Annotated in this window: 10 protein-coding genes and 2 pseudogenes; all 12 read right to left on the bottom strand. The window is 31.7% G+C overall.

The genetic code is table 11. The features are described 5' to 3' along the window. Nucleotides 1-11: 11 nt before the first annotated feature. The gene (locus tag BLR36_RS05145; protein ID WP_093060650.1) at nucleotides 12-1,709 is read right to left on the bottom strand and encodes a restriction endonuclease; all 1,698 of its coding nucleotides are present in this window, start codon (nucleotides 1,707-1,709) and stop codon (nucleotides 12-14) included. A 133-nt stretch (nucleotides 1,710-1,842) separates the two neighbouring features. Then, nucleotides 1,843-1,947 (bottom strand): annotated as a pseudogene (locus BLR36_RS18535) (IS1595 family transposase); the annotation flags it as partial. A 107-nt stretch (nucleotides 1,948-2,054) separates the two neighbouring features. Next, nucleotides 2,055-2,321 carry a DUF7662 domain-containing protein gene (locus BLR36_RS05140; protein WP_093060649.1) on the bottom strand — a complete coding sequence of 89 codons (267 nt, stop codon included), beginning with the start codon at nucleotides 2,319-2,321 and terminating at the stop codon, nucleotides 2,055-2,057. Between the two features lie 723 nt (nucleotides 2,322-3,044). Continuing rightward, nucleotides 3,045-3,886, bottom strand: a pseudogene (locus BLR36_RS18980) (hypothetical protein). 65 nt (nucleotides 3,887-3,951) lie between these two features. Beyond that, nucleotides 3,952-4,635 carry a hypothetical protein gene (locus tag BLR36_RS05125; RefSeq protein WP_093060646.1) on the bottom strand — a complete coding sequence of 228 codons (684 nt, stop codon included), beginning with the start codon at nucleotides 4,633-4,635 and terminating at the stop codon, nucleotides 3,952-3,954. A 123-nt stretch (nucleotides 4,636-4,758) separates the two neighbouring features. Continuing rightward, nucleotides 4,759-6,117 carry a hypothetical protein gene (locus BLR36_RS05120; RefSeq protein ID WP_093060645.1) on the bottom strand — a complete coding sequence of 453 codons (1,359 nt, stop codon included), beginning with the start codon at nucleotides 6,115-6,117 and terminating at the stop codon, nucleotides 4,759-4,761. 96 nt (nucleotides 6,118-6,213) lie between these two features. After that, nucleotides 6,214-6,864 (bottom strand): hypothetical protein, encoded by a 651-nt coding sequence (locus BLR36_RS05115; protein ID WP_093060644.1) that lies wholly within the window; start codon nucleotides 6,862-6,864, stop codon nucleotides 6,214-6,216. 98 nt (nucleotides 6,865-6,962) lie between these two features. Continuing rightward, complete coding sequence (locus tag BLR36_RS05110; RefSeq protein ID WP_093060643.1) at nucleotides 6,963-8,078, bottom strand: hypothetical protein; 1,116 nt, start codon at nucleotides 8,076-8,078, stop codon at nucleotides 6,963-6,965. Nucleotides 8,079-8,461: 383 nt separating this feature from the next. Then, on the bottom strand, nucleotides 8,462-8,815 hold the full coding sequence (locus BLR36_RS05105; protein ID WP_093060642.1) for a hypothetical protein: 354 nt from the start codon (nucleotides 8,813-8,815) through the stop codon (nucleotides 8,462-8,464). An 845-nt stretch (nucleotides 8,816-9,660) separates the two neighbouring features. Then, on the bottom strand, nucleotides 9,661-10,269 hold the full coding sequence (locus tag BLR36_RS05100) for a superoxide dismutase (protein ID WP_093060641.1): 609 nt from the start codon (nucleotides 10,267-10,269) through the stop codon (nucleotides 9,661-9,663). A 121-nt stretch (nucleotides 10,270-10,390) separates the two neighbouring features. After that, entirely contained in the window at nucleotides 10,391-10,870 is a 480-nt protein-coding gene (locus BLR36_RS05095) for a DUF456 domain-containing protein (protein ID WP_093060795.1), read from the bottom strand. Then, entirely contained in the window at nucleotides 10,870-12,501 is a 1,632-nt protein-coding gene (locus BLR36_RS05090) for a Na/Pi cotransporter family protein (RefSeq protein ID WP_093060794.1), read from the bottom strand. The genes BLR36_RS05095 and BLR36_RS05090 overlap by 1 nt, the downstream gene beginning before the upstream one ends. Between the last annotated feature and the right edge of the window lie 141 nt (nucleotides 12,502-12,642).

The raw sequence follows: 12,642 nt of genomic DNA, 5'->3' as shown, positions 1-12,642 counted from the left end.
TTACATAGCCATTAAAAATATAACTGTAAGTATTTTTCTAAATGGTTTCTATCCCATAAAATAACATCATTTTTTTGGGCTAACTCTTTTGCACTTTCCGTATAACAGGAATTAGATATTACTATACCCTTCCTTAAATTATAATAATTTAGACCTGTATATACTTCTTGCACAGCTTTATTTGTTACTCTATTTTCAATGTTATAACACTTTGCTTGAATGCCGATCATTTCAATAGAATTACGTGCAATTATATCTATTCCTTGATCATTAGACCCCTTAGTAACCTCTGCTTTAAAGCCCATTTTTGTAAATAATTCTACTATAAATAATTCAAACTCATAACCATTCATCTCATCAATCATATTAATCGTTATTGATGATTCAAACTCATTCATTAATGATCTTTCAAATAAAGCTAATTTAGTAATTTCTACATGCTCCTTTAAAATTTCATTAATTGCAGTTAATTGTTTTGATAAATCCTCATTATAAATGATCATTTTTTTAGATATTAAATAGTGTATAAGCTCATTATTTATTTCAAACATCTGAACACCCGTAATTTCAAAAAAATATAATAAGCTTTCTGTCAAAGTCATATTAGTTGTATCTTTTATATAATCTTTGAAATTTGATTTAAAACGATCCGAATAAAAAATTATAGATGCGTATTGCAATGCAAAAGTTAATATATATACGTCGTACTTGTCTTCAATTTCATTCTTAATATATTCTTTATTTCTGAAAAGACTTATTAATAAATTTAATTTTTCAATAAATTCTTTTGGAAGATTATGTATATTCTCTTCTAAGGATATAAAAACATGATTTTTTAAGTCTTTATAATAATCGTTTGTATATTTTCGAATAAAATTTAATAATAACTCTTTTGCGTTAACTTCACTCGTAAGCTCTAATGCTTTTCTTTGAATTAATTTCAAAATTTTTTTCTCCTTCCGAATTTCATTTTCATTATTAATTTCAAATAGTTTTTCATTATGCAATTCTATAAAACTAATCTGTTCATTAGAAATGTTAAAGTTTTTATTACTATGTAGAGAGTAAGAATTAATTTTAATATTATTATTTTTAATTTCTAACTCTGAAATATAATACTTATATTTATCAATTTGTAGTTCATGTGGTTTATTTATGTAAACATCTACAAAGATATTTATTACAATTGCTTCATTATCAATTAACAAAACATAGCATTGATACGGCAGTACAGAACTATCATCCTCACTATGATTTATAAAGCCAATTGAAGTTGATACTTTACTTTTGCTTTGTAAATGGATAATAGTCTCTTTAAAAATTTCACTTTCCAAAATTGCTCTACGGTATGTTTTTTTATATTCTTGTATGTCATTAATCGTCCTATTGTTAATAGGTCTATAATCTTTGAGACCTGATAATGCATTACTAACTAATTGCTTTTTTTCTAAATCTATTTTAAAATCCGTTGCAATGCTATTAAAAAAACTCTCAACCACGAATTCATCATCAATCCATGGGCAAACAATATAAACACAATCATCAACTAATATCAATGATTCTCCTTCAAATTCATCTCCAGTATCGAGAGGGACATACCCTATTTCCAAATAGCTAAAAATTGTATTTTTGATAATTTTATCACGCTCGTTAAAATAGTGTGGCTTGTCCATTAAAAACTTCATAGACTTGACTTCTTCATAACACATATTAAATCTCCTTCAAAATTAAATAATTTATTTCAGCTTATTGTTCATCTAAAACAGGTATTTAATCAAAATCCGTCCTTAAACAGCTGTTTCAAAATTTTAAATTTCTTTTACCGTATAATGTGTTCCCACAACCTTGGAAACGTTCCAACCATCCTTTTAAGCGATTATTGAAGTTATTAGCGTGTTGTATATGATAGATACCCTTCTTTACACGATGCTTCAAGCGTTCATTAATAAGAAGGGGGTCTCTCTATTCCGTAAAGGATAATGTAGAAAACTTTCCTTTTCACCAATAATGCTAACTATTCAACTGAAATTTCATTCTTATGATTAGATATAAGTCTATGTCTTATATCGAAAAACCACATATTCCTCTTTAAGTTTTACATCTTCCTTTATCCAATTATAATCTAACCAAGCACTGCACTGTCTTGACTTTTCGTTATAAGAATTTGCCCACCAATTCCTATTATTTCTCGCAGTTGGGGGTAATTCACCTTTAATTAGGTTTTCAATTTCATTAAAAGATAGCTTCACTAAACTTTTCCCTGCAGAAACTTGTTGCTCAAGGTAATGGCTTAATGGAAGATAAACTGATATTTTAGGCATTCCGTGTCCTCCTCTCATAATGGGTTTATCGTAGCAGAAATAAAATAAATGCGTAAGTAATTAAAGTGTTGTGATTAGACTGTGTATAACTTTTTTATGTTAAATTAACTGAAGTTCCGAAGGTAGGCTGGACTAATTTAAGCAAACCGTCGGATAAAGTGATATTTTTACTAAAGACACTTTTTATATGTATCGTTCCTTAGTTTATATCAAGACCATTGTAATTTTCCCCATTCCCATCCCAAGTTGCCAATTATACCATTCTTTATTAAAGGGAGACTCTTCATCTGTAATGTACTTAAATAAGTCAGCTCCTCCTAAGACAGTAAAAGAAGTAATCATAGAAGGGAAAATTAGTCATCGAACAAGGATATTGTATTTTTTGCGTTTCCAGCGATGTCGAGTTTTACAATGAAGGTAGAAAATTTAAAGATGCTTGTAAAGAACGTGGGATTGATAAAAATAGTTTAGAATTAACATTAGAAAAAGCGGTTTTTCATCAAGTATTACGCCGTTCTTACGAAATAGATCTTAATTTAGATATAGACGTAGAAACACCTTCTTTTAGCGATGGGCAAGCAGAAAATGATGAATACCATTCAAAAACAAGTCCTGGAAATTTATTGTATAATTTTATAAAGAAAGTATCCTAATTTTGATTTAGCGGGCAAGCATAACGCAAGCCCGTCTTATTATAAATATTAGGTGATAATGCAGATTTTTTTATTGATAAATTGAACTATTAGTGATTAGACTCTCAGCCCAAGCTACGACCTCTGGATTCTCGCTAACAAATATTTCTTGGACTTGTCCTAATGGTTGTACCTCAACAGATCCATCTTTATTAACATTCCATTCGCTTAGTCCACATTTAAAATTTTGTTTCTCTGTCTGAAAACAAGAAGGAAGTTCCCATAAAGATCTCTTATTTGAACCCTTCTTGGTAAGTACAAGGTCTTCATTATAATTGAACACACCATAACCTAATTTGTCTGCGGAGGTCGTAAAGGATTCAGTAGCCATATAAATTACGTTTCTCTTTGTTTCATATTCTTCCTTATTTCTATAATGTTGATGGTACTTTGCCCATGACGGCAGAACTTCACCTTTCTTAATATCAAATACTCCATCAACTTCCAAGTAGCCATAAATCGCATGTATATTTTGAGCATTATGTATGTACTTCCATTTACCATCTACTTTTTTAGCTTCTTTAAACCAACCAAAAAATAAAAAAATATCTCCTCTCCGACTTTCATTTTATTTAACACTCCTTGAGATGGCCCGCTCTGTCCAAAAAGTCCTCTCCATTCAATAGGTCTATTTTGTAAAATAGACTTTCGAATATCAGGATCTAAATGTCCTTCATAATGATGCTTTATCCCCAATTCTTGCATAACATTCAAATAACTTTCTGTTGGTGAAATCGCTAAATCACTATAGAAATCATCTGCTCCTGCACGTGGGATAGGGAGAGAAATTAGGTTTCCGTTTAGTATTGGACTTGGTTTACCTCCAGATGATTTGTCAAATCCCTTTCTGCTCAGAATAACTTTTCTTGCCATATGAATAACCCCTTTTATTAGAAACACAAATAAGTGAAATAGATTCTCTTCTACTTTAAGAATTATCACTTTCTGTCATCTATCCATTTTTTCAAGTAATTCAAAGCACCTCTTATAATAATATCTCTCACTTCTTCTTTAGCTAAAGAGATTGTAAACGTTTCTAAATTTCCCTCTCCCATAGTATAAGTAGAAAGTTGTGATGTTTTCTCTTTTGGAATAATACACAAGTTAGAGTCTCCTGAATTAGAAGGAAATGTAAACATCCAGTATATCCCTTCATGAGCTACCATATTTCTAACTGTGTTAAACATATCAGCAACAATCTCAATTGTTGTTGTTCCAATTGGAGACGTATGTTTTATTACATTTTTTATAAGTATCTTCTGATCGTCACTGCTAATGCTATCTTTAAAAAAGTCCCTAACGATTTGGATTTTTTGCTTCTTCAATAGAGGTGTTGTAGCTTTATTCATTGCCTCAATTGCAATAATCCAAAAAAACACTTGAAATCCATCCTTAACAGAACCAGTTTTTAAAGTTTCAAACTCGTTAGATAATGCCATAAATCTATATAATTGGTGTAATGCCCGTTTTGTTTCATGAGTAGGAAACTGATAACAATCAGCAATAAACTCTCTGACACTTTGTTCAGATTGAAAATGAGGAACTAAAAAATTTACTAATGAATTTTCAAGTTCCTCATTTTCCTTACCCTTATCATATAAAACTTCTAATACATCAAACAAATGAATCACCTTTCAATACTAAATTTATTTAATATTTATCCTTAATATACAGACTCAAGTTCCAGAATTCCATTTTCAAATAATCCAAGTCTCGTATAACAACTATCCTTTATGCACGATTTACTAAAAGTAAATTGGTGTTTCCCCAAATCCTAAAAAGTTTGATACTCCTTCCTCGTATTTTTTGTGTGAATCTTTTATTTGTTCAACTATTTCCAATGGTAATGAAGCAATAATTCGTTCCCAATCTATTAAAGCAAGTATATTATTAACAATATACGCAAAGTTTTCTGTTACCTTCGAAACAAAGACGTGAGAGTCAAACAAAAACGTATCTTGATGTGAAAAAACCAAACCATATTCCTTTGTATCTTCTGTTATATTTTTCAATATGTCTACCGTATGCTTCGGCAAAGCAAAGACATTATTTTCATAGCCACTGTTACTACTAAATTTCATGCCTTTTACAAATTGTCTGTGTTGTAGAGTATCTCTGATAGGATAAAACATTTTAATTACGTTTTGTGTGTAATCTGAAGTAAGAAAGTCGTGTAACTTTATGTTTTTTTCCAGAAGCTGTTCATAGAACCTTGTCTTTTTTACAGGTTCTTTTAAAACTACTTCCATTTTACTGAGCTTGAGTTCATAAATTTGAGTCAATATCCATGCTAAATCATCAAAAGCTCCAGTAATTAACATAATTAAATATCCTAAATGATAAAGAGTATTATCTTGTGTGTCATTATTTGCATATTTTAAAGAATAGTAACTTACCTTATCTGTTGCCCTACAAATGAATTCTAACCGTTGTGATAGGCTATCAAATTGATTCATTATTTCATCACTAATGCCACAACCCTGTCCAGACACTACAATTGACCATGCGGGTTGAAATTCGCTAAATATTTTCTTAAACCTATATAAGTAATAATACCCTTCATTAATTTTAAATCTTGGAACAACATAGAAATAACCAAGGTTTACTAAAAGTATCCTTATTAATTCAATAGCTTCCTCTGGAGGAACATCTGTTAACTGTTTTGAATTCGATTGATATAATCCATCATCTTTTGCGATGATAAAGTAATCATAAAATTCGTCATTCCTTGCAAATAAATCTATCACTTTAACCTTACTATTATCACTTATTTCTCTCATTAGCTTGTCTTTACTATTATGAAAGCTAATAATACTTTCATAGTTTACATGTTTTAGTGTGACATGTGATCTTGCATCTTCATAAAAACAATATTTACATGGCTCAACACCAAAATCAGACATAACCGTTAAAATCTTTGCATTAAGCGTTGGGGTAAAATGAATTTCGAGAAAAGGGAAATAGGACATTTGTAATAACGAAACAATTATTCTGTCTTTATTAATTAAATCCTTAGCAATAGAATCTGTATGAATCAGGATTTTTAATAAAGGTTCGTCACTTCTGGTACGATCAAATGGAGTCTTTTTATTAATTGAAATCATCTCTCCTATACTTCTTAGATGCTTCTAAACCATCATAAGAATCAAATTATAATGTTGCGTAATCGCCTGCATTCAGTTTCCCTTCATCTACGCTATTTATCTTTTTAATTCTGAATTAGTGAGTTCCTTATCTTGAAATGGAGCATACTCTTCATCAAAGCTCATGTACCAGTATCCTGAATCATCTTGCTTACAGATTGCAGTTCTTATCTCGCTTAATCCTTTTGGAGTAAAGCAATATGCACAAACTCGATCTAATTCAAATTCAGTATCATAATAGCGATAAACCATTAAAACATTAGAACTTTGAATAGAATTTTTTTGAATGATTAAGCTGTTAAGAAATTCAATTTTATCTGCCGTTTCTATGAATTGTATCCCTATCACATTATGAGGAATATAACCTTCTTCTGTTTGAGAAAATAGCTTTTCAATCGTATCGACATCTTTACTCCAAACATTTTCTCTTTCTAAATGCAAAGCCAAGTATAAGAAATGTTCATCATCAATTCGAGCATCCCACTTCCACCAAGACATATCCATTGGTCTCGAACGCCCTTTGGTCTTGTCAAACTTAGAATCTTCTACGAATGTATCAAAGCCCAATATCTCTCCAAGATTGGCAAAGTAATCTATTTCCCGTTTAGTGAACATGGAGCGATTATGTAATTGGGATAAATTCATTCTTCGGTAATTCCGTACATAACCCTCGAAGAACTGCATAAGATTAAAATATTGTTTTTTCATCGTGTATCATCCCTCCCTGGAACGCTATTTTTTATGGGGACATAGTAAGGGTAAAAGGTAAGGGAGTCAAAATTAAATACTCTTTATCAAACTCGAACTTATCTCTCGCTAATAGCCTCGATATCCTCTTTAATAGTATTCATACTGGTGTTCACTTGATTAATTTTTTCATATAAGTCTTCATTTCCATTTTGAATAGAATCTCTAATCTCTTCAAGTTCTTGATTTGCCTCTAATAAAATATCATTTATATTTTCAAGATTACTGTTCATAATAGTAGATTGCTCTTTTCGATTCTGCTCGTTTTCTTTCCAAAACCTTGTACTATCGACCGCCAAATAGTAACTTAATCCAAAAGATATGATTGCAATTAATATTGATGTTCCTATTGCAAAATTAGCTCGCTTTTTTTCAGAAAAATACTTTTTCTCATCTGAAGTTTTATATTTATCTTGAACAAAAGTCAGCAGGTTAGGTAATACAAGAATTTTTTTATCAATATGACTTTCTACAACCATTAAAGATTCTTTATCTATTCCAAGTTGCACGTTTTCATACTCAATATCACTTTTCTTATAAAAATGTTTTTCATTAAAACTCCCAGGCAGATTAAATTCTATCGGTGATAATTTTATAACATTTGATGGAATAATTTCTTCATCTACTTTAATTTGATTACCTAACAAAGAGTCACTTTTACTAATTTTTGAAAAGAAAATCTTTGCATCATTTTTCGTTATCTTTTTTGGTATTGATAGAATCAGTTGATGTTTCTCTAATAAATTCCAAAGGCTTAAGAACTCTAAAACTTTGGTGTATAAATTTTCAATCAAAAAGACTTCTTCTCTAAGAGTGTTGATTTTAATATTTTCACCTTTTACAACTATTTTTTTATCAAAATCTGAGTAATTAACTTTATAATTACTCATTTTTCTCTTCATTTCCTCAATTTCATCTTCAGTGTAATCCGAATAAGCAAAACTGTTACCACGTAATAAGTCATGTTGCATGTTGACTTTTTGCTGTTTGCTTAAATAAGGATCAATTTTATCGATGTTTTTTTCATAGTCTTCTTTCTTTTTCGCTTCAATTTTATCTTCATCATATTTGAAGGCTTCTGGTTGATAAATCTCTGTAATATAAGAATATATATCGGTTATCTTCCTATCTTTAATCTTTTCAATAACAATTTTCTGTTCTTCAGTTAGTTCCACTAAACATTCTCCTTACCTTTGTATAGAAAGCTGACATAGAAAACACATGAATTAATGCTTTTCACCAAAGCATTTAGACTTAACCCCCATCTCCTCCATATTGTGACTATCCCAAAAATCTACTGTATTTGATATTCCATATTCAGGACATTTAATAGATTCTCCATCCGATAAATCTTCTTTTGTTTGAATAGAAACATTTCAATGAAAACCCATAGTAAATTTTATTAGACTCTATAGTCTCGCCAATCTCCAAAATATATTTCTGATATTTTTCTACTCCAGAAGTACCTCCAATCTTTATTTAAAGAAGAATATATCTACATGCATTCTATAGCATTCTCGAAATATAAAAGAGACACTGTAATATAATATCTTCACCATTATGCTCCAGTAATTAAAGTCATAATATAATCCCAAACATAATTGAAAGACACTCCTACAAAAATCATAAAAGCATTTAATAACAACAGAGTAGACAAACTTTTTCTTCTTTGAAAAATTCTACTAATTAACTCAAAAACTCCATAGCCAATCATTGCATAAAATATGCCACCTGCCCAAACAAATTTAATAAACCCTGCACCAAAAGTATGCAAAAGTTTTCTTACTACAGTTTCATCTACAGGAGTAAAAAATAAGTAATTGGTTACTAATGCAGAAGCAAAGCATAATACAAACGCCGAAGCATACAATTTATCTGCTACTTTATTACCTCCCTCTAACTCATAATTCATATATCTTTTCTCCATTCATTAAATATCTTCAATAATAATAGAATAAATATCCTATTTTCTTTAATTATTCTTATGTAAAAGAACTCATTTTTTCTAAATTTTCTAATATAATATTACCATATTAATTGAATTTAGTGTCTTTCTTGATTTTTTGTAATCAATCAATTCCGCCTAATAATTCATAAAAAAATGACCATGAATAATTGTTGTAGTTCTCTAAAACAATTGATCATGCTCTTCACTAATTAAGTGTACTCTTTTAATAACGTATCCCGATTCTTCTGTTTATGATGTAATATATTAGCTCCCGCTTTTCCATTTTGATGATTTTAATGGATAAGGACACCTAAAACCTACTACCTTAACCTCTACTATGTATTTCTGTTTTTAAGTTCTTCCCTCACCCCATTTCCTCACCATACCTTCTCCACCTGCCTTTCCCCCTCTTTTCACCCTTTTTCCTTACCTCTATTTCGATATTAAGTTCTTCCCAGTTTTGCCCCTTTCAGGCTCTTTTCCAGGCTTTTCATCGAGCTTAAAATGTAATTAAGTTGGAACGTAGTAGGAAGAAGGTTTAAGGGGACAGTGATGGTTCTCAGGCGTTTTTCCAGGCTTTTCTTCTCTCTTTTTTCTCAGGCTTGAAAGACGACAAACACTTGTGACATCAGCTTCTTCGGCCATAAAAAAAGAACCAGATTGGCGTACCAGCGGTACGCTTCTCTGATTCCATTTCGAGCTATTTTGTTATTCTGCTCCTGCTTTTCTTCCTACTCTACGTACCAACTTAATATCAGCAGGTACGAACTTTGTTACAGAAGGAAGGACTTAAAAACGGGAAGACATAATTATTTTGCAGCAGCGTAACGTTTTGATACTTCATCCCAGTTTACTACATTCCAGAAAGAACCGATGTAGTCAGGACGACGGTTTTGGTAATTTAAGTAGTATGCATGCTCCCATACATCTAACCCTAATAATGGAGTTTTACCTTCCATAATTGGTGAATCTTGATTTGCTGTAGAAGAAACTTCTAATTCTCCGTTAGCTACTGATAACCAAGCCCAACCAGATCCAAAGCGAGTAGTAGCTGCTTTAGCGAACTCTTCTTTGAATGCATCAAAGCTTCCAAATTTTGCATCAATTGCTGCAGCTAAATCACCTGTTGGATTTCCTCCACCGTTTGGTGATAGGATTTGCCAAAATAGTGAGTGGTTAGCATGTCCGCCACCATTATTGCGAACAGCAGTGCGAATCGCTTCAGGAACAGCATCTAAATTAGCGATTAACTCTTCTACTGATTTGTCTTGTAGGTCTGAATGATCTGCAAGTGCATTATTTACGTTTGTCACGTATGTGTTATGGTGTTTAGTGTGATGAATATTCATCGTTTCTTTGTCGATATGTGGTTCAAGTGCATCGTATGCGTAAGGTAATTCTGGTAATTCGTATGCCATTATTATTTCCTCCTAAAGAATATTTTAGAAAATTCTTTTTCCATGTATTAGCGTATCAAAATATGAGGCATCGTTCAATTAAAATAAACTAAAATAATTTTAATCATACTTTTGACTGAACTTACACAAAGAATATAAACACAATGAGCATAATAATTAAAACAATAATTTTGACTACAGATGAAGTTAAGAATCCTATTAAAGAACCAACCCCTGATTTAATGGCTTGTTTTACACCTTTTCTTGTAACGATTAATTCCGCAATTACTGCCCCTAAAAACGGACCAATTAAAATACCAGCGACTGGAATTACAAATGGACCAAACAGCAGTCCAATAGTACTTCCCCAGACCCCTGCTTTGGTTCCACCAAATTTTTTGACCCCAAAAGCATTTGCCGCCATATCTGCACTAAACAATAAAACAACAAATAAAATTTGAATTATCCAAAACAGCCATGTTAGCTCGTTAAAAGAGAAGAATAATCCATAAACCACATATCCCAAAAGCATAAACACAACAGATGGGATTATTGGATAGAACGTTCCGACAAAGGCAACGACGAAACATAAAACGACTAATATCCAACCGATAATTTCTATCATATTCTTTTACCTAATATCGCTTCCGCAATATTAGAAGCGTGATCTCCTATACGCTCTAAGTTGCTTAAAATATCCACAAACATAATTCCCGCTTGTCCAGAGCATCTGCCTTCATTCACTCGAAGTATATGATTTTTTCTAAACTGACGTTCCATTTTATCAATCACATTTTCTTGTTCCGACACAGTTTCCGCTAATTCGACATTGTTCGTATCTAATGCTTCCAACGCTTTCGAAACAGTTTTTATTGTCAACTCAAACATTTCCGATACATCTTTTAGGGCATCTTCCGTCAAAATTAAACGATTTGTTTCTCTATACTCGATTAATTCGATGATATTTTCAAAATGGTCCCCTATTCTTTCTACATCTCGAACTGTATCCATTAACATATTATGTCTATTGGAGTCTTGCATGGATAGCGACTGTGAAGAGATTTGTACTAGGTAATCTGTAATTTTTTGATCTAAATTATTTAAAGCATCTTCTATTTGATAACCTAATTCTGCATCTTTTTTGTTATTCGTTTTTAAATATAAATACGTCTTTTCTAGTCCTTGAACACTTAATGCACCCATGCGTAATATTTCCTCTTTCGCTTGTCCGATCGCAATTGAAGGCGATTGTTCAATAAAGTGAACGTCTAAATGTTTTGGTTTATATTCAATCGAAACATCTTCTCCTGGTATAAGTTTAGTAACTAGGAAAGCCCATGCTCCGATAAGTGGAAATTGAATGATTGTATTCGCTACATTAAATGATCCATGTGCAAATGCAATTTGCATTTTATTTTCCAAATCAAGTACTCCAGATATCCACTCGATATACATGGTAAAAGGTGCCAACAAAATTAAAAATATTATGCTACCGACTACGTTAAATAATACATGTGTAGCCGCCGCACGTTTAGCAGCAACTGAAGCTCCCAAAGAAGCGAGTATCGCTGTAATAGTTGTACCAATATTATCTCCGAATAGAACCGGAAGAGAGCCTGATAATGAAAGCAAGTTTTCCGCATAAAGTCCTTGCAGAATTGCAACAGTTGCACTTGAACTTTGAACGATTAGAGTGAAAATTGTTCCAGCAATGACGCCAAGAATAGGGCTATCACTCATACTAAGAGTAATATCAGTGAAAGCAGTCAATTCTCTAAGTGGCTTCATTCCTCCACTCATTAATTCGAGTCCTAGGAATAATCCACCGAAACCAAAAATTACTTCTCCTAAATTTTGAACTTTATTTTTCTTAAAGAAGAATAAAAGAAATGATCCAGCTGCCATGATCGGCAGTGCATATGCTCCCACATCAAAACCTATGATAAAGGCAGTAATAGTTGTTCCGATATTAGCCCCCATGATTACACCAATAGCCTGTCTAAGCTTCATGAATCCCGCACTAACTAAACCAACCGTTATTACAGTTGTACCTGAACTAGACTGAATAAGAACTGTTACGATAATTCCAACTAAAACACCCATAAAAGGGTTGGTGGTGTACTTATCTAAAATGTCACGAAGTCTATCTCCCGCAGCTTTTTGAAGACCGTCTCCCATAAATTTAATGGCGAATAAGAAAATACCCAGTCCACCAAAAAATTGAAAGAGCATTTCCTGCCAATTTAATTCCACTCTATACTCAACTCCCGTTTTCGACAATTTTCACATACTCACCTATTATTATGAATTATGAAGGCATTGTAAAGAGGTTAAAACTTTATTTACAATTTCTTAACAAAGCAATGTCTACTTTTTGTCTTAGATTAATCTTTG

The organism is Psychrobacillus sp. OK028, assembly GCF_900103605.1.
In the GTDB taxonomy this organism is placed as follows: Bacteria; Bacillota; Bacilli; order Bacillales_A; family Planococcaceae; genus Psychrobacillus.
The sequence above is the reverse complement of the archived record's forward strand: the minus strand, read 5'-3'. Positions and strand labels throughout refer to the sequence as shown.